We start from the raw sequence: 23,383 nt of genomic DNA, 5'->3' as shown, positions 1-23,383 counted from the left end.
GGGGCTCACCGCGGCGTCGAGATGATCCGTTCCAACCGCTCGCGGCGCACGCTGTTCTCGAACGCGAAGGCATCCGCGAGCGATTCCGCCTCCTGCGCGCTCACCCCGGCGAATGCGCGTGCGTACTCCCCCACCATGGCCTCGGCGAGCATCACGTGACGCACGTGGCCGTGGATCCACCGTCGCGCTCCCCACGGGAACGGCGCGAAATCCGGGAACTCCGTCTCGAACAGTCTCTCGAGCGGCTCGAGCACGTCGCGCACGCCGGCGTCGGTCGATCCCCACGAGTCGACGCCGAGGCGGCTCTTCTTCTCCAGCACGGGGGCGATGCGCCGCATGTACTCCGAGTTCGGATCGGTGCTGACGGCTCCCTGCAGTCCGATGTCCTTGTACGTCCACAGCGCCCAGCTGGCGTCATGGCGCGCGTAGATCTCGAGCTGGTCGTCGAGCAGCTGATAGCGCTGCTCGTCGCGCGCCGGGTCGCCCGTGTACACCGGTCCGAACTCCCCGACCCAGATCGGGGTCCCGGTCTCGCGCATGTAGGCGGTGCGCTGCAGGAAGGTCTCCTCGACCCGGTCGCGGTCGATGTACTGTCCACGACTGACACCGGGGTACGGCCCGCCGTCCACGAAACCGGGGAGCGCGTAGTCGTGCGCGGTGTAGACGCAGTTCGGCAGCGGATCCCCGAGCTGGTCGAACTGCGTCGAGTAGCGGTTGCCGTCGAGGAACAGGATGTGCTCCGGGTCGACCGCACGGATCGCCGCCTCCAGCCGTCGATAGAACGGCCCGATCGTCGTCCCCTCGGCATCCCCCGGCTCGTTGATCGGGTTGTAGCCGGCGACCCAGGGGTTGCCCCGGTAGCGCTCCGCGATGCGCTCCCACAGGTGCACGACACGGTCCTGGAACTGCCGCTGCGACCAGAAGTGCGCCCACTGGGTCGGGTTGTCGCTGTGCCAGTGCTGATTCTGCGCGCCCGGCACGGCGTGCAGGTCGAGGATCGCGTAGATCCCGTGCCGCGCACACGCGTCCACAGCCCGGTCGAGCAGCGCGAACCCCTCCTCTTTCAGCACGAACGGCTCGGCGTCGTCCTCGAAGTGCCGGTAGTTGAAGGGGATGCGCACCGAGTTCATGCCGAGGCTGCGCACATGCGCCGCATCGGCATCCGTGAAGAACACCGAGAGGAAGCGCGCGAAGTAGCTGTCGTAGGCTTCGTCGCCGAGCACCCGGCGCAGGGCCTTGCGGTGCTGCGTCTCGGTTCCCGCGTAGCCGGTGATGAAGTTCTCCATGTTCATCCAGCCGCCGAGGCCGAACCCGCGCAGCAACACCGGCGCCTCCCCGTCGAGGATGCGGGGACCCTCGACCCGCAGGATCGCAGCCGTCGGGCCACCCGCATCCGCGAGGGTCATCGCACCGTCACCGCCGTCCACGACACGGCGGGCAGCGTGATGGAGATCGTGCCGTCGGCCACCCGGGCCGAGGTGTTCTCCTGCATGCCGACCCGCTCCGGGTCGTCGATCGTGTTGCGTGCGTGGATGTCGTCGTCCTGCAGGGTCTGCGCCGAGGTCACCGACACGTCGCCGAGACGGCTGACATCGATCTGCACCGTGACCTCCTCGGTCAGGCTGCGGTTCACGAGGAACACCGCCGTGTCACCGCTCTCCTCGTCGTGAGTGGCGACCGCATCGACGAGAGACACGTCGCCGTAGACCTCCGTCGCGTACGTCGGCGCCTCCAGCCGCACCTCCAGAGCGCGCCCGCGTGCCAGACGCGAGGTGATGGCGAAGGGGAAGAACGTCGTCTGACGCCAGGAGGTGCCGTTCGGCTCGGTCATGATCGGCGCGATCACGTTCACCAGCTGGGCGAGACTCGCGGCCGTCACGCGATCGGCGTGACGCAGCAGGGAGATGAGCAGGTTGCCGAACACGACGGCGTCCACGACCGAGTACGAATCCTCCAGCAGGCGCGGAGCGATCGGCCATTCGTCGGCCGCGGTGATCTTCTCGACGTCGTTGAACCGCGACTGGTACCAGACGTTCCATTCGTCGAACGAGATGTTGAGCGTCTTGTCGCTCCGTCGCAGCGCCTTCACGTGGTCCGCCGTCGCCACGACCGCCTCGATGAAGCGGTCCATGTCCACGGCCGAAGCCAGGAAGCTCTCGTAGTCCCCGCCTTTGGGCTCGTAGTACGCGTGGCAGGAGATGAAGTCGACCTCGTCGTAGGTCTCCTCGAGGACGATCCGCTCCCACTCGCCGAAGGTCGGCATCGACGCGCTCGAACTGCCGCACGCGACGAGCTCGAGATCGGGATCGACCATGCGCATCGCCCGTGCCGTCTTGACCGCCAGACGCCCGTACTCGTGCGCGGTGGAGTGACCGACCTGCCAGGGGCCGTCCATCTCGTTGCCCAGGCACCACATCCGCACGTTGTACGGATCCTTCTTGCCGTTGGCGATGCGCTTCTCCGACCAGAACGTGCCCGAGGCGACGTTCGTGTATTCGAGCACGTCGAGCGCGGACTCGATCCCCCTGGTGCCGAGGTTCACCGCGTACATGAGCTCGCTGCCGATGCCATCCGCCCATGCGGCGAACTCGTCGAGGCCGATCTCGTTGGTCTCGATCGAGTGCCACGCCAGGTCCAGCCGCCGAGGGCGCTCTTCGCGCGGGCCGATGCCGTCTTCCCAGCGATACCCGGAGATGAAGTTCCCGCCGGGGTACCGGATCGTGGAGACCCCCAGCTCCTTGACCAACTCGATGACGTCGCCGCGGAATCCGTCGGCATCGGCCGTGGGGTGGCCGGGTTCGTAGATTCCTCCGTAGACGGACCGTCCGAGGTGCTCGACGAAGGACCCGAAGAGTCGTCGGTTGATGTCGCCGACCGTGAAGTGCGGGTCGATGGCGAGTCGTGCGTTGATCATTTTCACCTTTGCATGGGGAGAGAGGAGGTCACGAGCAGTCGGGACTACTTGAGACTTCCGATGGAGAGCCCGCCCTGCCAGTACTTCTGCAGGGTGAGGAACGCGATGATCAGCGGGATCACCGAGACGAGGGAGCCGAGGATGATGATGCTCCAGAGCGAGGTGCCGCCGGCGTTGTTCGCCGAGGCGATGCCCTGCCACATGCCGATGCCGACCGTGACGGGGAAGAGTCGGTTGTCGGACAGCATCGCGAGCGGCAGGAAGTAGTTGTTCCACGAGGCCACGACCGACAGCAGCAGGACCGTGACGATCGCGGGGCGCATCAGCGGGATCGACACCTGGAGGAACGTGCGCAGCTCCCCCGCGCCATCGACACGGGCAGCGTCGAGCAGCTCATCGGGCACGGCTTCCCGGGTGTAGATGTTCATGAGATACACCCCGAACGGGTTCAGCAGCGTAGGCAGGATCACCGCCCAGATCGTGTTCGTCAGGCCCACCTGCGAGAACAGGATGAACGTCGGGATGACGAGCGCCGTCGTGGGCACCATGACCGACCCCAGCAGCACCGCGAAGCTGAAGCTCCGGCCACGGAAGCGGAACTTGGCGAATCCGTAGCCCGCGGTCACGGCGAGCACTGTCGCACCGATGCCGCCGACGAAGGCGTACAGGGCGGAGTTCAGCATCCACCGCGCGTAGATGCCGTTCTGGTACGTGAACAGGTCGACGAGGTTTCCCCAGTAGTCGATGTCCGAGGAGAACCACAGGGAGCTCCCGCCGCCGAAGAGTCCGGCGGCATCTTTGGAGCTGTTCACGATGACCCACCAGAAGGGGATCAGGAAGTAGACGACCAGGAAGCCGAGGAGCACCTGAAGAGGCAGGTGCCGGCGACGCGCCGCACGGGTGGAGTCGGTGAGAGTCGTCATGACAGGAAGCTCCCGCGCTTTCGGGTGATGAACATGAAGAGGTAGACGCAGACGAACACCACGGCGCCGAGCGCGAAGGAGATGGCCGATCCGTAGTTGTAGTTGGCCAGTGCGAATGCCTGTTGATAGGCGTACATGTTCGGCGTGAGGTCGGCGGGGATCGCTCCGGATGCCAGATATCGCAGGATCTGCGGCTCGTTGAAGAACTGCAGAGTGCCGATCAGGGCGAACACGAGGATCAGCAGGAGCGCGGGGGCGATCAGCGGGATCTTGATGCGCAGCGTGATCTGCCATCCGCTCGCCCCGTCGATGCGCGCCGCTTCGTACAGCGTCGGATCGATGCCCTGCAGCGCCGCGTAGATGATGATCATGTAGTACCCGGCCCACTGCCAGGTCACGATGTTGAGCAGGCCGAAGAAGACGAGGTCGCGGCTGAGCATGTCGGGACCGGCCATGCCGAACAGGCCGAAGATCTCGGCCATCGGGCCGAAGCTCTTGCTGTACAGGAATCCCCACATGAGGGCGCCGATGACGGCGGGGATCGCGTACGGCAGGAAGATCATCAGACGCGAGAAGCGGGCGAATCGGGTCACCACCGCGTCGAGGATCAGAGCCACCCCGAGCGACACCGCCATCTGCAGCGGGATCAGGATGGCGGAGAAGCCGATGACGAAGCGGATGCCGTCGAGGAAGTTCGGGTCGGTGAAGGCCTTGATGTAGTTGTCGAACAGGACGAACGTCGTCCCGCCGATCAGGCGTGTCTGGAACAGGCTCAGGTAGAGCGCATAGAGCAGGGGGGTGACGAGCAGTGCGAGGAAGACGATCGCGAAGGGGGCGACGAACGCCCACCCGACGCGGCCGTGCGTGGACGCGCCACCGCGCCGCGCGCTGCGCTTCTTCGTCTTCGTCGCCTGCGGACGAACCGCGATATCGACAGTCATGGATGACTCCTGGGTTGAGAGGGAGGGGGGACGCGGTGGGCCGCCCGCACGAGGGGCGACCCACCGCGGGGCGATCACTCGACGGTGAAGCCCTGCTCCTCGGCATACTTGACGACCGATTCCTGCAGGCCGTCGGCCGCCTCCGAACCGGAGACCGACCCCTCGTTGATCGACGCGAGCTGTTCGTTGAACGCGTCGAAGTAGTACGCGCCGAACGGCGTGTAGGTCATACCCGTGTACCCGTTCGCCGCGGGGACGTACACCTCCTTGTTCGCCAGCTGCCCGCCGAAGAACGGCACTTCGTAGTTCTCGAAGTCGGGCGAGTTGAGAGCGGTGAGGTTGAGTGGGAAGATCACCTGGTTCTGCCATCCGTCGGTCAGCGATGCCTCATCGGCGTAGACGCCGAAGGCGACCTTGGCCGCGAGCTCGGGGTTCGACGCCTGGCTCGTGACGGAGAAGGCGGAACCGCCCCAGTTGACATAGGTCGGGTCGGAGGCATCCCACTGCGGCAGCGGAGCGGTCGCCCAGACACCGGCGTCCTCTCCTTCACCGACGCCTGCGCCCGTCAGGTACCCCGGGGCCCAGGCCGCGGAGATGTAGGTCGCGTAGTCGCCGCCGATGACACCGGCGATGTACTCGGGAGTGAACTGATCCTGCGTGCCGACCAGTCCCTTCTCGACCAGGCCGTCCCAGTAGTCCAGGACCTCCTTGGACGCGTCGTCGTTGAGGTTGATCGAGATCTTCTCCGGGTCAGCGGAGTCGTAGGTGAACGGCTCCGCACCGTTCTGGTACTGCAGCGCCATCATGACCGCCGGCACGTTCGCGCCGAGGTCTCCGAACAGCGGACCGCCGGCGTCCTTGACCTTCTGCGCCGCGGCCTCGTACTCCGCCCAGGTGGTCGGAGGGGTGATGCCGTAGGTGTCGAAGATGTCCTTGCGGTAGATCATCCCCATCGGGCCGCCGTCGACCGGAACGCCGTAGACGCCCTCGCCGACCGAGACGTCCTTCCAGGCGCCTTCGCTGTAGTTGTCCTTGACATCGTCATAGCCGAACGCGGCGATGTCGACGATCGCGTTCTGCACCTGGAAGGTGGGGATGCGGTCGGCCTCGATCATGATCACATCCGGGGCTCCGGTGCCCGCGGTGATCGCGGTCTGGAACTTGTCGTACTCGTCACCACCCTGTCCCGCGTTCGTCCAGCAGACCTGGACGTCGTCGCTCTCCTTGTTGAAGTTGTCGACGACGAGCTCCATGTTCGGGTACCAGGCCCACATCGTGACGACCGGAAGATCCTTCTTCTCGATCGTGTTTGTGCAGTTGGTGGCTGCGTTGCCGCCGTTCGCTTCCGTGCCGCCGCTGTCGGCGCACGAAGCGAGGCCGCCGGCGAGGACGAGAGTGAGTGCCGCAGCGAGAGCGTGCTTCGTCTTCACTGTGTTTCCCTTCGGATACTGGACTTCATTGTTCAATGCCCCATCCGGTCGTCGGGACGCGAGATGGTTAGGATTACAACGTTGTATTTCTAACGTTGTAATTTTACCGCAGACGTTGCCTGCGGTGTCAAGGAAGACGCCACCGGAATACCGGCATCGCGTCTAGTAGTCGATCGGTGCCGGGCCGATCTCGTCGAGCAGCTTCGCCATCGCCGCATAGGCCCTGTCGCGGTAGGCGACCAGCTCGGCGCTGCGCTCGGGCGGAGTCGCCAGGAAGCCCCGCCCGCTCTTCACTCCGAGCTCTCCCCGCTGCACCCGGTCTCGCAGCACGTCCGGCTCCACGAACCGGTCGGGATATGCCTCCCCCAGCGAGCCGTAGCAGAACTCGTAGACGTCGAGACCGGCGATGTCGGCGATCGCGAACGGCCCGAAGAACGGCAGCCGGAAACCGAAGGTCGTCCTCGCGATGGTGTCGATGGACTCCGCTGTCGCGACTCCCTCCTCCACGAGGCGCGCGGCCTCCGTGAACAGCGCGTACTGCAGCCGGTTGAGCACGAAGCCCGTGACATCCGGAACCTCGACCCCGGCCTTGCCGCACTCGGCGAGCAACGCGATCATGCGGGGGACGACGGCAGGGTCGGTGCCCGCGTGCGGGATCACCTCGACACCGGGGATGAAGGTCGCCGGGTTGCTGAAGTGCACGCCCAGGAAGCGCTCCGGCCGCTCGACGGCCTCTGCGAGCGATGCGATCGAGATCGTCGAGGTGTTGCTGCCGATGACCGCGGTCGAGGGAGCCGCCGCGCTGATCCGGCGCAGGGTCTCGTGCTTGACGGCGAGGATCTCCGGCACCGCCTCCTCGACGATGTCGGCTGCGGCCACCGCCTCCTCGATCGAGTCGGCGGCGTGCACGCCCTCCGCGATACGCGCGGCAGCGCCCGCAGGGAACAGGGCCTTCGCCTCGAAGTCCTGCGCTTCGCGGATGATGCGCTCTCGACTCAGGGCGGCCTGTTCCGCCGTCACGTCCGCGAGGACGACGCGGCGACCGGACAGGGCGATCACCTGCGCGATCCCTCCGCCCATGTAGCCGGATCCCACCACTGCGACCTGCTCCGTCATGCCGACTCCTCCGCGTCCATCTGCTCGATCAGTTCCACCTTGGCCGACGATGCCGACCGAGGATCGAATGTCAGCCCCAGCCATTCGTCGACCAGCGTCTTGGCCAGCTCCGGTCCGATCACCCTGGCTCCCAGCGTGAGCACCTGCGCGTTGTTGCTGAGCACCGACCGCGCGACCGAGTAGGCATCGTGCGCCGTCACCGCCCGCACTCCGCGGACCTTGTTCGCCGCGATCGCCATGCCCAGCCCCGTGCCGCACACGAGCAGCGCCCGATCCGTCCGACCGTCCGCGACCATCCTCGCCGCTTCCGACGCGACACGGGGATACGGGGTGTGACCGTCTGCGCCGACGCCGACGTCGACCACACTGTCCACCCGCGGGTCGGCCTCGAGCAGACCGCGGAGGATCTCCTTGTACTCGTAGCCCGCGTCATCCGCGCCGATCACGATCTTCCATCCGGTCATCGCTGCTCCTCTGTGTGCTCATCCGCATCGGCCCAGTCCGCGAGCGTCTCCACGATCAACGCGAACGACACGGCGCCCGGATCGGGGTGGCCGAGGCTCTTCTCCGCCAGCGGACGCGCACGCCCCTTCCGCGGACGCAGACTCGCGGTCTCCTGCGCCGCCCCGCTCGCCGCCGACGCGGCCTGCCGAAGGGCGGTCGCGACGGGTGCCCCCTCGGCGATTGCGCTCCGCAGCGCCACGTCGAACGGCAGCAGCGCGTCGAGCATGGTCTTGTCCCCCGCCTCGGCTCCGCCCAGCTGGGCGATCCGTTCGCGAGCAGCCGTCACCGCCGCGGCGACCGCCTCTCCGCTCTGCGCTCCCGCACTGTCGGCGACCCGACCGAACTCCGTCAGCGCGGCGCCCCAGAGCGCCCCCGAGGTGCCGCCGGCGGTCTCCGACCACGCTTCTCCCGCCGCGGCGAGCAGTGTCGAGAGCCCGGCGCCGTCCGGAAGGGAGGATGCCGCGGCGACCGCCGCCGCGAGGCCTCGGCTCATGCCGATGCCGTGGTCGCCGTCTCCGGCGATGGCGTCGAGCGCCCCCAGGCTGTCCGCCTGGGCCACGACGGCGCCGCGGGCCAGGGACAGCAGATCGCGCGCGGTCTCGGCGGCTCGCCGGGACGACGCGGATGCCTCGCGGGGCTCGATGACCGCGTCGACCGCGATGGGGTCAGGGCGCTCCGCGTCATCCGGCTTCTTCGCATCGACGACCGCGCCGCGCCGGAAGGCGGGCGACGCCGCGGGAGCATCCCACAGCTCCTCCAGCTCGTCATCCAGCCAGAGCAGCGTGACCGAGACGCCCCCCATGTCGAGACTCGTGACCAACTCGCCGCAGAGCGGACTCGTCACCGCGATGCCCGCCTGCTCGAGCTCGCGATGCAGGTGCCCGAAGAGCACGAAGAGCTCCTCGTACTTGACGGTTCCCAACCCGTTCACCAGAAGCGCGACACGCGACTCCGCGCCCTGCGGACGCTCTGCTAGCAGAGGCTCCAGAAGCGTGCGCGCCAGCTCCGGCGCGCTCTGCACGGGGATGTCGCGGATGCCGGGTTCGCCGTGGATGCCGAGCCCGATCGACATCATCCCCTCCGGCACCTCGAACAACGGCTCGCTCGCACCCGGCACCGTGCATCCGGAGACGGCGACGCCGATCGTGCGGGTGCGGTCGTTCGCATGCCGCGCGAGCCGCTCGACCGCGTCGAGGGAATCACCGCGTTCCGCCGCCGCACCGGCGATCCGGAAAACGCACAGGTCACCGGCGATGCCCCGGCGCTGCGCGGCCTCCGTCGGGGGTGCACTGGCGATGTCATCGGTCACCAGCACGGTGCGCACGTCGAGACCCTCGTCGCGCAGCCGACGCTCGGCCTCGCCGAAGTGGATGACATCACCGGCGTAGTTGCCGTAGCTGAAGAGCACTCCCCCGCCCGCCTCGACCGCGTGGGCGACGCGCACCGCTTGGCCCGCCGATGGCGACGAGAAGATGTTGCCGCACACGGCCGCCGCCGGCATCCCGACTCCGACGATTCCCGCGAATGCCGGGTAGTGACCGGATCCGCCGCCGACGACGACCGCGACCTGGCCGGGCGCGAGCGATGAACGGCGAGCGACCCCGCCCTCCACCCGCCGCAGCTCCTGCGAGTGCGCGAGCACGAGGCCGTCCAGCGCCTCGGCGACGAAGGTGTCCGGATCCGAGACGATGCGCGTCATGATGCGACCCTCTCCGCGTGCTGGGCGACCCGGCTCGTTCCGGGCTCGTACGGGCGGCGCGGCAGGATCCGGCCCCGCAGATAGTCACGATTCGCCGCGCTCATGCTCAGCCCGTCACCGCCGTAGTGCTCGGTGCAGATGACTCCCTGGAAGCCGCTCGCGATCGCGATGCGGAACGCGGCGCGGTAGTCGATGAGCCCGCTCTCCAGGTATGCGGGCGCCGTGGTGACGAGCCCGGAGATCGGGTCCTCATCGCGCGTGTAGTTCTTGACGTGCCAGAAGTTGGTGAACGGCGCGGTCAATGCCACGACCTCCCGCCAATCCTCGATCGGCTCGTGCAGCCGGATCAGGTTTCCCACGTCGGGGTTCAATCCGACCTCGCGCATGCCGATCTCCTCGACCATGCGCACGGCCGATGCCGCCGTGCCCAGGAACGTGTGCTCGTACATCTCGAGAGAGAGCAGGATGCCGAGGTCGGCGGCGTGTGCGCCGAGCTCGCGGAATCGACGGACGGCCAGCGCCCACGCCTCGGCGTCATCCGGACGATCGCGGTGACCCTCGACCGTCCAGAACCACAGCTGCTCTCGCTGCCGGGGCGTCAGCGCCTGATGCAGCCCGACCGAGACGACGCCGATCCCGAACTCGGCAGCGAACTCGAGCGTGCGGTGGCTGTAGGCGAGGTTCTCCTCCCCGGCGCCCTGCTCGATCACGCTGCGCCGGATCGCCGAGACCGAGCTCGCGCCCAGACCCGCGTCTGCCAGAGCCGCGCGCAGCGCCTCGCGACCTCGCGCATCCAGGTCGCCGTAACGCAGCCACGAATCGGTGAGATCGACGTGCGCGAACCCCGCGTCGGCGACCTCCTGCAACGTGGTCGACCACTCGCGCCGCAGCGCGTCTTCCCCTGCGCCGAAGGGCAGGTGCGCCGCGAAAGGCAGCATGGCAGCCGCGATCGGCCAGTCTTCGGCAGTGAACGCCATCATCCATCAACTCCATTGAATCCGGTATCATGCACGATACACGGTTTTAGAGAATCGACGAGTGTTTTCTCGTGAGCGGGCGCACCGGACGGCGATCGTGTCGGGAGACGCACAGCGCGTCCGCGGCGCGCACCATCGACCGGCCGCGGAGGCGCCTCCCCGCTACCGGGGGTCGCCGCCACCCGGCGGGCGCGGAACCGCGCAGCAGGAGTCGCCGCGACCGATGGTCGGGGCGCGTCAGTCCTGGATCTCGGCGAGAGCGCGGGTCCGCACGCCGACGAGGTGCGCACGCATGGCCTGTGAAGCCGCGTCCGCATCCCCTGCCGAGATCGCGAGCGCGATGGCGCGGTGCTCGGCCACGGTCGTCTCGGCGTCCGTCACGCCCGTGCCGGAGAAGAGGCGGAATCGCTGCACGTGGCTGCCGAGCGCGTCGTAGGCGTGCACCAGGAAGCGGTTGTGGGTGCCCGCGACGATCGCCCTGTGGAACTCGCGATCGGCGTCGTAGTAGGCGCGGAACGAGTCGAACTGCTCACCGTGCGGCGCTGCCGCCAGTGCGACGACGCTCGCCTCGAGTTCGTCGACCAGCCCCTCCCTGGCCGGACGGAGCGCGGCCGCCGCCGCCACTGCCGGCTCCAGAAGCAGACGCGCGTCGATCAGGTCGGCCAGTTCATCCGCCGTGAGGGCGGGGGCGACGCGGTAGCCCCGCAATGCCAGACGCTGCACCAGCCCCGTCGACTCCAGCCGGGTGAGCGCCTCGCGCACCGGGCTGGACGAGACCCCGAACTCGCGGGCGAGCGCGTCGATGCTCAGCGGAGAGTCGGCAGGCAGGTGCCCGTCGATGATCAGACGCAGCAGCTGATCGTGAACGTCGTCGACGACCAGTCGGGGACTGATCCGCTCGGGGCGGACGGGTCGGCGCGGCTCGGTCGGCATTGCGCCATCCTACGGTCACCAGGGGGGCTGCGGCATCGACCGGATCACGCTCCGCGGCGCCGAGCAGCGCGGAAGCTAGAGTATGGAGAACGTGCCGCAGCAGCGACGCGACGCGGGATGGGCGGGGTGATGGGTTCGACGATGCACGACGTCGCGCGCCTCGCCGGCGTGTCGATCAAGACCGTGTCGAACGTCATCAACGACTTCCCGCACGTGCGGCCGGACACACGCGAGCGCGTGCAGGCCGCGATCGACGAGCTCGACTACCGTCCGAACCTCTCGGCCCGTGGGCTGCGGTCGGGGAAGACGGGGGTGATCGGCCTCGCGGTGCCGGCGCTCCGGGAGAACTACTTCGCCGAGCTGGCGGATGCGGTGATCCGCGTCGCCGATGTGCGAGGCCTCGGCGTCGTGGTCGAGCAGACCAGCGGCGAGCGCACCCGCGAGCTCCAGGCCGTCAGCGGAGGGCGGCTGCGCCTGACCGACGGACTGCTGTTCAGCCCGTCGGCGCTCGGGCAGAGCGACGCCGACGCGCTCGGCACCGACTTCCCTCTGGTGCTGCTCGGTGAGCGGATCTTCAACGGTCCCACCGACCATGTGGCCATGCACAACACGACCTCGGCGCGGGCAGCCGTCGAGCACCTCATCGACACCGGACGGCGGCGCATCGCGATCATCGGGGCAGAGGAGCAGCGAGGTGCCGAGGTCAGTTCGGCGAGCCTGCGTCTGGACGGGTACCTCGAAGCGCTCGATCAGGCGGGCATCCCGGTCGATCCGCGCCTCATCCGCCCCAGCATCCACTGGAACCATGCGGCGGGCGCCGACACCACTCGGCAGCTCATCGAGGAGGGCGTCGCGTTCGACGCCGTCTTCGCGCTCAACGACACCATGGGTCTCGGCGCGCTGCGCGCGCTCGGCGAAGCCGGCCTGCGCGTTCCCCAGGACATCGCCGTGATCGGCTTCGACAACACCGACGAGGCGCGCTTCTCGGTGCCGTCGCTGTCGAGCGTCGACGTCGGTCGCGAGCAGATCGCCCTCGCCGCGGTCGACCTGCTGATCGAGCGCATCGAGGAGAAGGGTGCGCGGCGGCCGCCGCGCACCATCACGCCCGACTTCCGCATCGTGCGCCGCGAGTCCACCGGATTCCCCGGCACCCGCCGCTAACCTTCCTCCGCGTTGCTCCCGGTGCAGACGCCGTTCAGACGCGATCAGCGCCCTGTGCCGCCGCGACGGCCTCGTCGATGCGCGCCTGCACGCGCGCAGCCGAGCGGATGCGAAGGCGCCGGAACAGCAGCACGCCCCCGACGACGAGCACGATCAGCGCCAGCTGCGCCCACGGCACGGTCCACACCGTGAACGTCTCCTCCGAGGCAACGAGCGCGCCCTCGATCTCATCGTCTCCGACCGCGGCAGGGGACGCGATGACCCGACCGTCCGCGAGGAACAGCGGCCACACCGGGACCCTGACCTCTGCGGGGCTCGACTGGCCCGGCAGCAGCTCCCGCTGCGCGAGCGCGGGCGACTCGTCTGGCAGCAGACCGAACGGCCCCGCCGTCCCGACCACCGTCTCGGCCCCCAGCCGCACGTTGCCCGTGTTGGCCAGGTCGTAGCGCACCACCAGCGTTCCGGGGGCGAAGGGATTCCACGAGGGCTCGTACGTCGCCTGCACCCCATCGGGACGCACTCCCGCCACGATGTCGCCGGACACCCGCAGATGCACCCGCACGCCGACGCGCGAGGCGAGCTGCACCTCCGAGGCGGCATCCGGCAGCAGCTCGGCGACGATTCCCGCCGGATGGTCGCCCGGCGCAGCATCCGCGGGGACCTCGATGTGCACGGGGAAGACGACGCTCTCCCCCGCGGGAACGCTCACGGCGAAGCCGCCGTCGTCGCGCGGCGCCGCGCCATCGACGGCGCCGAGCGCCACCCACGCGCCACCGCCCGTCGACTCCTGGCCGGCGGGGATGAGGTCGAAGCTGCCGTCGCCGCCGACCGTTCCGTCGCTCGCATAGACCGCGAAGGTCGCTGCCTGGGCGCTGAAGTTCGACAGCGCGAGGCTCTCCTCCACCGACGCACCGGGATCGACCCGGTGCCGCAGGGAGACCCGCCCGTCCGGTGCGCCGTCGACGGCCGGTTGCAGCGCCCAGGTGATTCCCGCCGCAGGATCGGGCGCGGTGTCGGTCTCAGCGGGAACGGGCAGGGGATGCGCGCCCGCAGCGGTCGGCTGTCCGACAGCGAGCAACAGCGCCAGTGCGGTCGCGCCGAGCAGAGATAGAGGATGCAGGTTCATGGTGCTCCAAGCCGTCGTGCGGCCGGTCGAGGAACCGACCGGCCGCACGGGGTGAGGTTCCGGGTCAGTCGACCGGGAACAGGGAGATGGACAGAACGCTGGAGTACGACCCGGGCTGTGTGTCAACCGGAACCTCCAGCTGCAGGCCCGCACCGAGCTTCGCGGAACCGAAGCGCCCCTCGGTGGAGGCACTGGCCAGCTCACCGGCGGTCGAGAGACCCGAGCCGCCATCGAGTGCGGTCGCCAGCGCGGCGCCGGCCGCGAGACCGGCACGCGGTGTGAGCACCTTCGGCACCCAGCCCAGATGATCGGCCTGGATCGTCTGGCCGCTCGAGGTGAACGGCTGCGCCTGCGCCGCGACGGTCCATCCGCCCAGGCCCGCCTGCTGCGCCGTGCGGGAGTCCGTCACCGCGACCTCCGGCAGTTCGCCGGTGAACCGGAGCCGGTCACCCACGTTCTGCGGAGCGGACAGGGCGATCCCGGCGCCGAACTCCGCGACGGTCATCGCGAGCACGCCGTTCTCACCCTCGGCGATCGCCGCGGTCACGGGGATGCCGGATGCCGTGTCGGCGGCGAACAGCTTCGGCACGAAGTCGATCAACGCCTTCTGCCAGACGTCCCAGCTGTGCGGCCCGGGAATCGGCGCATGGAACTCATGCGTGATGCCACGGGTCTCGAGCGCACTGATGAGCGACATCGTGTTCTGGTACGTGAAGTCCTGGATGTCGCCGGTGTACACGGCCAGGAGCTTCGTGCCGGCGTTGATCGCGTCGACGTCGGCGCTGGCCGGCGGGGCGCTGAATGCCGAGAAGGCGCCGATGTACGCGAACTCTCCGGGGTGTGCGTAGAGCGTGCTCAGCGCGTGACCGGAGCCCATCGAGAGACCGGCCAGCGCGCGCTGCGCCGGATCGGAGCTGACGTTGTACGCCGCCTCGGTGGCCGGAACGATGTTCTGCAGGATCTCCTTCGGATAGTCGACGCCGTTGCCGTTCGCCATCACGACGACCATCGGACGGATGGTGCCCTTGGCGTAGTGGTTGTCGAGGATCTGCGCAGCTCGTCCGACCTGGATCCAGTCGCTCCACGTCTGCCCGCCGCCATGCTGGAGGAAGAACACCGGGTACGGCTCCTCACGGTCGGGGTCATATCCCGGCGGCGTCCAGACGTAGGCCGAGCGATCCTGCGCGCCGGCAAGAGTCGGATAGTTCATGGTCTCGACCGCGCCGCGCAGCTCGGGCGCCACGTCACCGGTGAACTCGCCGCGTACGCCGCTTCCGGCCACGAAGAACGTGCTCCACTTGGACTCGGAGGTCACCACGGTCGGGTTGCCTGCGTCCTTGTGATCGACGCGGTCCACGACGAACTTGTAGTAGTACGAGCCGCCGTCGAGCGGTCCGAGGGTGAGTCGCCAGCGGTCGCCGACCTTCTCCATCGGAATGCGCAGCCAGTTGCCCGCCGGGGCCCAGTTCGCCCAGATCGTCACGTTCTTCGCGGCGCTGAACTCCGTGCCGGTCTCGAAGGTCACGACGCCGTGCTCGTCGACCCAGGGAGTGGGCGTCGTGCCGGTGGCGGGGAGGGTGTGCACTCCGTTCAGGGCGCGGTGCCCCTCGCTCATGCCGTGATCGTCGACATCGCGGAAGAGCCGGGAGGCGAAGTCGTGCAGCGACTCCTGCCAGGTCTCCCAGATGCCGCCGTAGCTCGGGTTCACTCCGTCGAACTCGTACTCCACGCCGGCGGCGTCGAGCTTCGAGGTCAGCGCGACGTTCTGGTTGTACGACCGGTCCGTGGTGTTGCCGACATAGAGTCGGATCAGGTCGGTGCCGTCGTTGATCTGGGCGGCCTTGGCCGCGCTGATGCTGCTCACCAGGTTCCCCGAGAACGATCCGACCTTCGAGAACTCCCCGGGGTCGGTGACCATGAGGTTCAGCGCCTGCGAAGCGCCACGACCGATTCCGGCGATGGCCTGGTCCGCGGCGTCATCCGAGATGTGGAACTCCTCGCGCGCCGCAGGCAGCAGGCTGTCGAGCACCTCGGAGCGCACATCGGTCGAGTTCCCGTCGCCCATCACGACGACCATCGGCTCCATGGCGCCTTCGACCGCGAGGTTGTCGAGGATCTGAGCGGCGCGCCCGAGCTCGGTCCACTCGCTGTACGCCTGGCCGGCATCCTGCAGCAGGTAGAGCACCGGGTACTCGTCGGCGCGGTTCGCGTCGTAGCTCGGAGGCGTCCACACCTGGGCGGAGCGCTCCTCGCCGGCCGTGGCGCTGTCGTAGGTCAGCGTGTGCAGCTCGCCGCCCGCGGGGACGTCCGCCTGCCATGCCGCCGATGCTCCGCCCACGAAGAACGTGTTGTATGAGGGCTTCGCGGTGACGGGCTGCTCGGTGGCCGGGTTGCGGAACGTGACGAGCTGTTCAGTGCCCGCGATCGTCGCCTTGTACTGGAAGGAGTACTGTCCGGGCTCGAGCGGCCCGATCGTGGCGGTCCAGGAGCCGCCGCTGAGCCCGAGGTTGAGCTGCGACCAGCTGTTGCCGGGGCCGAAGTTCCCCTCCACCGCCAGGGATGCCGGCGCACTGCCGACCTGGCTGCGCACCACCGAGTCCGGCACCGTGAACCGGTAGAGACCGTCGGCAGGTTGGGATATCCATGGATCCGCCGGGGTGTCGGCAGCAGCAGCAGGCTGCGCGGCCAGCAGCGAGCCGGCCCCCACCGCCGTCGCCGCCAGCAGTGCGACCCAGCGGCTTCGACCGCCGCGGGGGGAGGCACTCGTTCGAGTTCTCATCACCTTTGATTCCTCTCGTGTCATCCGCGCGCAGAACCGCGCACGGTGCGGACCGTGCTCCGAGGAGCCGAGTCCTTCGCGAGATCACGACGCCGCGAGGAGAGCAGATTTACAACGTCGTAACACCGCTGCCTGACAGCATGTCGCGCCGATATTCCGGTGTCAAGGCAAATTTACGACGTTGTAAACCAGCAGCGTCGACGCTCAGGTGGCGAAAGGGCCCCGATATCCATCGATATCGGGGCCCTTTCGCCACGGCGTCAGCGGATGCTCAGCCGGCTGCTTCCTCCGGACGCTCGAGCACCTCGACCGCCGCGGTATCGGGCTCGTACTCGTCGATGTGCCGCTCGTCCGGACCGTCGTACAGCGACAGCGGGCGGATCAGCGCGTTCGACGCCTGCTGTTCGATGATGTGCGCGGTCCATCCGGTGATGCGCGCCGCCACGAACAGCGGAGTGAAGGTGAGCGTGTCGAAGCCGATGAGGTTGTACGCCGGACCCGAGGGGTAGTCGAGGTTCGGGTAGATGCCCTTACGCCCGACGAACTCGCTCTCGAGCCTGTCGTACAGCTCCCCGACGGCCGGCTTGTCGTAATGCGCGACGAGCGAGTCCAGCGCGGCCTTCATGGTCGGCACCCGCGAGTCACCGCGCTTGTACACGCGGTGGCCGAAGCCCATGATCTTGCGCTTCTCGGTGAGCGCTGCATCGAGCCAGCCCTCGACCTGGTCGGCCGTGCCGATCTCGTCGAAGATGTGCATGACGGCCTCATTCGCGCCTCCGTGCAGCGGGCCCTTGAGCGCGCCGATCGCACCGACGACCGCCGAGTACAGGTCGCTGAGGGTCGACGTGATCACGCGGGCCGTGAACGTGGAGGCGTTGAACGAGTGCTCCGCGTAGAGGATCATCGAGCGGTTGAACGCATCGACCACCACCGGGTCGGGCTCCTCGCCGAACGTGAGCCAGAGGAAGTTCGCGGCGTAGTCGAGGTCGTCACGCGGCTCGAGCGCGTCGAGTCCCCGGCGACGGCGCTGACCGTACGCCACGATCGCCGGGAGCGCGGCGAACAGCGTCAGGCTGCGTTCCTGGTTCTCCTCCGGCGTGCCGACGGCATCGAGCACATTGGCGATTCCCGCGGTCTCGATCGCACCGATCACGCTCACCGCGGTGCGCACCTCGTCCATCGGGTGCGAGTCCAGGGGCAGCCGGTCGATCGCGTCCTTGACCTCGGGCGAGAGGGCGCGGTGCTGCCGCTCAGTGAGCCGGAACGCGGCCAGCTCTTCCGGTGTGGGCAGTTCGCCGTTCCACAGCAGGTACGCCACCGCCTCGAAGGACTGCGTCGCCGCCAGCTCCTGCACGGGATAGCCGCGGTAGAGCAGGCTGTTCGTCTCGGGGTTGACCTTCGAGATCGCCGTCGTGTCGACGACGACGCCCGCGAGGCCCTTCTTGATGTCCGGCTCGGTCATGTCACTCCTTCGTGTACTTCGTCTCGTCGCTGCGCTCCTCGAACAGGGTCCGCGAAGCGAGAGGGCACTCAGCGACCGTTGTTCTCGAGTGTGAAGTTGAAGACCCCGGAGTCGAAGTGGTTGTACGACTCGTAGTCGATGAGGTCGTAGAGATCGGCGCGGTGCTGCATCTCGCCGAGCTTCGAGGTCAGATGCCCCTCGTCGTTCAGAGTATCGAGAGCACGGCCCGCCGCGCCCATCGCGATGCGCAGCAGCGACACCGGCCAGATCACGATCCGCACTCCGGCGCTCTGCAACTGCGCGCTCGAGAACAGCTCGCTCTTGCCGAACTCGGTCATGTTGGCCAGGATCGGCACGTCCAGCGCGGTCGCCATGGCCTCGAACTCGTCGAGCGTGCGCATGGCCTCGGGGAAGATCGCATCCGCCCCGGCTTCCACCAGCGCCTTGGCACGGTCGATCGCGGCGCCCAGTCCCTCCACCGCGCGGATGTCGGTGCGCGCCATCAGCAGGAAGTTCTCGTCGCGGCGCGCGTCGGCGGCGGCACGGATGCGCTTGACCGCCGTGTCCTCGTCGACCACGCTCTTGCCGTCGAGGTGCCCGCAGCGCTTGGGGTTGACCTGGTCCTCGATGTGCATGCCGGCGAGGCCCGCATCCTCGAGCTCCTGGATCGTGCGCGCGACGTTCATCGGTTCACCGAAGCCGGTGTCGGCATCGACGATCGCGGGCAGGTCGGTCATGCGGGCGATCTGCTTCGCGCGACCGGCGACCTCGGTCAGGGTCGTGAGGCCGATGTCGGGGAGCCCGAGGTCGGCGGAGAGCACGGCGCCGGAGATGTAGACGCCGTCGAAGCCCTTCTGCTCGATGAGGCGGGCGCTCAGCGGATTGAACGCACCAGGGAATCGCAGCAGCTCCCCGCTCGCGAGCCGTTCGCGGAACAGCCGTCGCTTCTCGGCCGGGGTGGTGGTGGAGTACAGCATCAGTTCTCTCCTCTCGGTGCGGCTCGGTTCACAACTCCGCAAGAATCACTGCCTACGAGGAGAGCGACGACGAGATCACGCGGATCATGCGCGCTGCACGCCGATCTTTGAGGAGTTGTGAACAGCTCCCCGATCCGCGCCGACATCAGAACAGTCCGGACGGCGCCGGGGCGGCCTCGAGCAGGCCGGGCTTCGCGACGATCGACAGCTCGCCGACCTCTGCGGCCGTCAGCTCGGGCAGGCGCTGCACGAGCGCGAGGAACCGCTCGATCTCGGCGGGCTCCAGCACCGGCTCGGCGAGCAGACGGAACTTCGCGATGTAGTTCTCGCGGGCGAACGGACGGGCGCCGAGCGGATGCGCGTCCGCCACCGCGATCTCGTCGACCACGGTCGAGCCGTCGGTGAGGCGGAACTCCACCCGGCCGCCGAACGCCTTCACGTCGGGGTCCTCCGAGTGGTACCGGCGGGTCCACTCGGCATCCTCGGCCGTGGTGATCTTGTGCCAGAGGGCGACCGTGTCGGGCCGCGCCGCGCGAGACGGGGCGTAGGAGTCGACGTGGTGCCAGCCGCCGTCCTGCAGCGCGACCGCGAAGATGTACGGGATCGAGTGGTCGAGGGTCTCGCGCGACGCCGTGGGGTCGTACTTCTGCGGGTCGTTGGCGCCCGAGCCGATCACGTAGTGCGTGTGGTGGCTGGTGTGCAGCACGACCTGTGCGATGTTCGCGGGGTCGCGCAGCGCCGGGTTCTCGGTGCCGAGCTTGCGGGCCAGGTCGATCCACGCCTGCGCCTGGTACTCGGCCGAGTGCTCCTTCGTGTACGAGTCGAGGATCGCGCGCTTGGGCTCACCGGCCGCGGGCAGCGGCACCTCGTACGTGGCATCCTTGCCGTCGAGCATCCAGGCGATCACGCCGTCTTCGCCCTCGTAGATCGGGGCGGGGCTGGTCTGTCCGCGCATCGCCCTGTCGACCGCTTCGACGGCCATCTTGCCGGCGAAGGCGGGGGCGTGCGCCTTCCAGGTCGAGATCTCGCCCTTGCGGCTCTGGCGCGTGGCGGTCGTGGTGTGCAGGCCCTGGCCGACGGCCTGGTAGATCGTCTCGACGTCGAGCCCGAGCAGCGTGCCGATGCCGGCTGCAGCCGACGGGCCGAGGTGTGCGACGTGGTCGATCTTGTGCTTGTGCAGGCAGATCGCGCGGACCAGGTCCATCTGGATCTCGTAGCCGGTGGCGATGCCGCGCACGAGCGCCCGGCCGTCCTTGCCTGCGTGCTGCGCGACCGCGAGGATCGGCGGGATGTTGTCGCCGGGGTGCGAGTATTCGGCCGCGAGGAACGTGTCGTGGTAGTCGAGCTCGCGCACGGCCACGCCGTTCGCCCAGGCCGCCCACTCGGGGCTGGTGCGGTGGTCGAGCGCGGCACCGAACAGGTTCGCTCCCACGCCACCCGTCGAGACCGGGTGGCTGAACGCCTGCGCACGCGCCGCGTTGATCGGGCCACGGGTGAGAGACGCCGCCGCCACCGCGGCGTTGTCGATGATGCGGTTGATGATCATGTCGACCACCGGCTGCTCGACCTCGACCTGGTCGGCAGCGACCTCGGCGATCTTCCAGGCGAGCTGGTCTTCGCGGGACAGGTTCTCGTCGCTGCGGTGGACGCGGACGTGATGCGTGACGGTCATTTCACACCTTCTGGGTTGGCTGTCAGGGAGTCGAGGATGCCTGTGAGCGCGTTGTGCAGGTGCACGTGCGTGGCGTGGGCGGCGAGGTCGCCGTCGCGGGCGGCGAGTGCCTGGGCGATCGTGCGATGCTCGGCGGCGGATGCCGCGAGTCGGTCGGGCTTGTCTCGCGCCATGCGTCGCACCCGCACGAGGTGCGTGCGCACGGTGCGCAGGGCCGAGGCGATGTAGTCGTTCGCGACCGCGGCATCGAGAGCCGCATCGAAGCGCGCGATCAGGGCGTAGTAGGCGTCGCGCCCCTCGGCGGCTGTGAGGTCCACGTGCGCGAACTCGGCGGCGAGCGCCGCGAAGTGCGCGGCATCACCGCGTGCGGCGGCGAGGCGGGCAGAGGTCTCCTCGAGCGCACGGCGGATCTCGAAGAGGGCGCGGATGTCGTCGGCATCCAGATCCGCGACCACCGTGACCCGCGGCGACTGCTGCACGACCAGCCCGTCGGCGGCGAGCCGGCGCAGCGCCTCGCGCATCGGGGTGCGGCTGATCCCGAGTCGTTCGGCCTGCTCGACCTCACCCAGCACGACACCGGCGGCGAGCGCTCCGGACTGGATGCCGTCGAGCAGCGCCGCGTATGCGCGATCACCGGCCGTGGTGCGCTCGATGGGAAGGGCCATTCCCTCAGTGTATACACAATGGCGCCCATCAGGGGGTTGCGGTCTGACAATTACCCCATGCCGTATACATTCAGAACGCGATCATGCTTTCTGCCGCGAGTACGGATGCCAGTGCTCCATGAGCGCCGAGATCATCACCCCGCCAGCCGGCGTCGCCGCGGGCACGGGCTCGAAGACGATCCCGTCAGCGGCGAGATCGGCGAGCACCGCCGCCCGCAGTGCAACGATGCGCGCGCTGTCGTCGGCGCCCAGGGCGGCGGATGCCTCGGCCTGGAGTTCAGCGGCCCGCGCATCGAGCTCTGGCTGCATGCGCTCGACCGCGACGTTGATCACCGCGTCGATCTCGGTCCTCTCCTCCGGCCGGACAGCCCGCACGACCAGCACCAGCACCATTCCGCCCACGCCGATGGCTCCCCCGCTGATCACCAGCGGCATCACCCACATCTCCGGACGCCCGAGTTGGAACACCGCCGCCGCGCCGAGGGTGATCGCGAGCCCGATCTGCATGCGCACGGCGGCCCAGTTCCACGGGCGCCACCCGGCGACGACGAGGACGACGAGATCCGCCAGCGCAGGGAAGCCCACGAGCACCGCGAGCAGCACCTCCGTCTGCGCTGGTTCGCTGCGGAACCCGCTGGCGACCGCGGCGGACACAGCTCCCGCGAGGAGTGCGACGAACAGCACCGGGACCGTCCAGCCGCCATGCGGACTCCGGGCGCCGTACTCCCGCCTCATCCGACGTCGGCACTCGCGCCAGGCTTCGACGGCCGCCTCATTCGCGTCCGCCCAGATCCGGAGCGCGAGGTCCCTGTGCCCGACGACGCCGAAGACCGCGCGCTCGACCTCTTTCGCATCGATGTGCGCGCGATTGGTCGGCAGATTCGAGCGCGTACGCGCGACCTGCTCGGTGAGCTCCTCAGGCATCCGATCCTCGGAGCACCTCGGGTATCCAGGTCCCCAGGATCACGGTGATGATCCCCCCATCCACTCCATCTGCCATGTCGCCCCCTCCGTACTGCCGAGGCCAGCATAAGTGGTGCCTCCGAACGCCCGCGATGGAGAGAAGGACCCATCGCGGCCCCTCGATCAGACCGCGGTGCCCTCCGGCTCCACGTCCGACAGGCGCGCCTCCGGCAGCGGCTCCACGAACTCCGCCGGCGCAGGCTCCCCGAGCTTCACGACCACGACCCCGGCGAGCACGAGCACGCCGCCGAACATCTGCAGCAGGTCGGGGAGCTGACCGAGCAGCAGCCATCCGAACAGCAGCGCGGCGACGACCTCGGCCAGCGCGATGAACGAGGCCAGGCGCGAGCCGAGCATCCGGGTCGAGACGATCCCCAGCATGTACGCGAGCGCGGTGGCGATGAGGCCGATCGCCAGCACCGGCACGAACCACGGCACGCTGCCGAAGCGATAGGTGATGTCATCCGTGGTCCAGGCGATCGGCAGCACGCCCACGAGCCCTGCGACGGTGAGCCCGCTCGCACCGAGCAGCAATCCGCCGCCGGCGAGGGCGATGGGTGGGAGTCCGGTGTCGGCCCTGGCGGAGAGGAGGAAGTAGGTCGCGGCGCCGACCATCGCGCCGAGCGCCCAGAGGATGCCGGCGCCGTTCACGGTCGCGCCGGTGAGGATGTCGAGCATCAGCACGAGCCCGACGAACGCGATCGCCGCGCCCAGGATGCTGCGGCGGCTGGGACGTTCGCCGCGGCGGAGCCACAGCCACAGCACGACCGCGATCGGGGCCGTGTACTCGATGAGCAGGGCGATGCCCACGTCCATCACGGCGACCGCCTGGAAGTAGCAGAGCTGCGTGGCGGCGACGGCGAGGAGTCCGTATGCGGCGATCATGCCGATGTTGTGCCGGAGCACGCCCCAGCGTCCGCGGAGCGAGAGGATCGCGGGGATCAGCAGCACGAGGGCCGCCACCCAGATGCGCGCCGTGACGGCGGCGCCGGGCGTCCAGCCGGCGTCGATCAGGCCCCGTGCCCACCCGCCCGACATCCCGAAGGCGAACGCGGCGCCGATCGCGAGCGGCAGTCCGAGGCGCACGCCCCGCCGCGCAGCGATGTCATCGCTCACCATGCTCATGGCATGTGACGCTACT

At 68.8% G+C, this 23,383-nt stretch carries 19 protein-coding genes; 1 reads left to right on the top strand and 18 read right to left on the bottom strand.

Features of this window, described 5'->3' with window-relative positions:
- Nucleotides 1-5: 5 nt before the first annotated feature.
- The 10 genes from ACIOVG_RS10005 to ACIOVG_RS09960 all read right to left on the bottom strand — a co-directional run bounded on the left by ACIOVG_RS10005 (nt 6) and on the right by ACIOVG_RS09960 (nt 11,437).
- The gene (locus tag ACIOVG_RS10005; protein WP_400872329.1) at nt 6-1,406 is read right to left on the bottom strand and encodes a glycoside hydrolase family 5 protein; all 1,401 of its coding nucleotides are present in this window, start codon (nt 1,404-1,406) and stop codon (nt 6-8) included.
- Nucleotides 1,403-2,914, bottom strand: coding sequence for an alpha-N-arabinofuranosidase (locus tag ACIOVG_RS10000; protein ID WP_400872326.1), 1,512 nt, complete (start codon nt 2,912-2,914; stop codon nt 1,403-1,405). The genes ACIOVG_RS10005 and ACIOVG_RS10000 overlap by 4 nt, the downstream gene beginning before the upstream one ends.
- Before the next feature lie 44 nt (nt 2,915-2,958).
- On the bottom strand, nt 2,959-3,837 hold the full coding sequence (locus ACIOVG_RS09995; RefSeq protein WP_247628059.1) for a carbohydrate ABC transporter permease: 879 nt from the start codon (nt 3,835-3,837) through the stop codon (nt 2,959-2,961).
- On the bottom strand, nt 3,834-4,778 hold the full coding sequence (locus ACIOVG_RS09990) for a carbohydrate ABC transporter permease (protein ID WP_400872322.1): 945 nt from the start codon (nt 4,776-4,778) through the stop codon (nt 3,834-3,836). Before ACIOVG_RS09990 ends, ACIOVG_RS09995 begins: the two co-directional genes overlap by 4 nt.
- Before the next feature lie 74 nt (nt 4,779-4,852).
- Complete coding sequence (locus ACIOVG_RS09985; RefSeq protein WP_400872319.1) at nt 4,853-6,208, bottom strand: ABC transporter substrate-binding protein; 1,356 nt, start codon at nt 6,206-6,208, stop codon at nt 4,853-4,855.
- A 162-nt stretch (nt 6,209-6,370) separates the two neighbouring features.
- On the bottom strand, nt 6,371-7,324 hold the full coding sequence (locus tag ACIOVG_RS09980) for a 3-hydroxyacyl-CoA dehydrogenase family protein (RefSeq protein WP_400872316.1): 954 nt from the start codon (nt 7,322-7,324) through the stop codon (nt 6,371-6,373).
- Nucleotides 7,321-7,788, bottom strand: a complete 468-nt coding sequence (locus ACIOVG_RS09975; RefSeq protein ID WP_400872313.1) for a ribose-5-phosphate isomerase — start codon at nt 7,786-7,788, stop codon at nt 7,321-7,323. Before ACIOVG_RS09975 ends, ACIOVG_RS09980 begins: the two co-directional genes overlap by 4 nt.
- The gene (locus ACIOVG_RS09970; protein ID WP_400872311.1) at nt 7,785-9,527 is read right to left on the bottom strand and encodes a dihydroxyacetone kinase family protein; all 1,743 of its coding nucleotides are present in this window, start codon (nt 9,525-9,527) and stop codon (nt 7,785-7,787) included. The genes ACIOVG_RS09975 and ACIOVG_RS09970 overlap by 4 nt, the downstream gene beginning before the upstream one ends.
- A complete protein-coding gene (locus tag ACIOVG_RS09965; protein WP_400872739.1) occupies nt 9,524-10,504 on the bottom strand; it encodes a sugar phosphate isomerase/epimerase family protein in 981 nt (326 codons plus the stop codon). Before ACIOVG_RS09965 ends, ACIOVG_RS09970 begins: the two co-directional genes overlap by 4 nt.
- A 237-nt stretch (nt 10,505-10,741) precedes the next feature.
- Entirely contained in the window at nt 10,742-11,437 is a 696-nt protein-coding gene (locus tag ACIOVG_RS09960) for a GntR family transcriptional regulator (protein ID WP_400872308.1), read from the bottom strand.
- A 141-nt stretch (nt 11,438-11,578) separates the two neighbouring features.
- On the opposite strand from ACIOVG_RS09960, the gene ACIOVG_RS09955 reads away from it, so the two are divergent.
- Nucleotides 11,579-12,598: a LacI family DNA-binding transcriptional regulator gene (locus ACIOVG_RS09955; RefSeq protein WP_400872305.1), complete on the top strand. Its 1,020-nt coding sequence runs from the start codon at nt 11,579-11,581 to the stop codon at nt 12,596-12,598.
- 34 nt (nt 12,599-12,632) lie between these two features.
- On the opposite strand, the gene ACIOVG_RS09950 is transcribed toward ACIOVG_RS09955, so the two are convergent.
- The 8 genes from ACIOVG_RS09950 to ACIOVG_RS09915 form a co-directional block, all read right to left on the bottom strand.
- Nucleotides 12,633-13,724 carry a hypothetical protein gene (locus ACIOVG_RS09950; RefSeq protein ID WP_400872302.1) on the bottom strand — a complete coding sequence of 364 codons (1,092 nt, stop codon included), beginning with the start codon at nt 13,722-13,724 and terminating at the stop codon, nt 12,633-12,635.
- A gap of 64 nt (nt 13,725-13,788) precedes the next feature.
- The gene (locus tag ACIOVG_RS09945; protein WP_400872736.1) at nt 13,789-16,503 is read right to left on the bottom strand and encodes an alpha/beta hydrolase-fold protein; all 2,715 of its coding nucleotides are present in this window, start codon (nt 16,501-16,503) and stop codon (nt 13,789-13,791) included.
- 271 nt (nt 16,504-16,774) lie between these two features.
- Nucleotides 16,775-17,965 (bottom strand): bifunctional 2-methylcitrate synthase/citrate synthase, encoded by a 1,191-nt coding sequence (locus ACIOVG_RS09940; protein ID WP_400872299.1) that lies wholly within the window; start codon nt 17,963-17,965, stop codon nt 16,775-16,777.
- Nucleotides 17,966-18,033: 68 nt separating this feature from the next.
- Nucleotides 18,034-18,942 (bottom strand): methylisocitrate lyase, encoded by a 909-nt coding sequence (gene prpB / locus ACIOVG_RS09935; protein ID WP_400872296.1) that lies wholly within the window; start codon nt 18,940-18,942, stop codon nt 18,034-18,036.
- Nucleotides 18,943-19,087: 145 nt separating this feature from the next.
- Entirely contained in the window at nt 19,088-20,614 is a 1,527-nt protein-coding gene (locus ACIOVG_RS09930) for an MmgE/PrpD family protein (RefSeq protein WP_400872293.1), read from the bottom strand.
- Nucleotides 20,611-21,279 (bottom strand): GntR family transcriptional regulator, encoded by a 669-nt coding sequence (locus tag ACIOVG_RS09925; protein WP_400872290.1) that lies wholly within the window; start codon nt 21,277-21,279, stop codon nt 20,611-20,613. Before ACIOVG_RS09925 ends, ACIOVG_RS09930 begins: the two co-directional genes overlap by 4 nt.
- A gap of 81 nt (nt 21,280-21,360) precedes the next feature.
- Entirely contained in the window at nt 21,361-22,203 is an 843-nt protein-coding gene (locus ACIOVG_RS09920; RefSeq protein ID WP_400872288.1) for a hypothetical protein, read from the bottom strand.
- Nucleotides 22,204-22,365: 162 nt separating this feature from the next.
- Nucleotides 22,366-23,367 carry an EamA family transporter gene (locus tag ACIOVG_RS09915; protein WP_400872285.1) on the bottom strand — a complete coding sequence of 334 codons (1,002 nt, stop codon included), beginning with the start codon at nt 23,365-23,367 and terminating at the stop codon, nt 22,366-22,368.
- Between the last annotated feature and the right edge of the window lie 16 nt (nt 23,368-23,383).

Origin of the sequence: Microbacterium sp. NPDC087591 (assembly GCF_044743625.1) — a bacterium.
Classification (GTDB): Bacteria; Actinomycetota; Actinomycetes; order Actinomycetales; family Microbacteriaceae; genus Microbacterium.
This window is presented reverse-complemented; position numbering and strand designations above follow the sequence as displayed.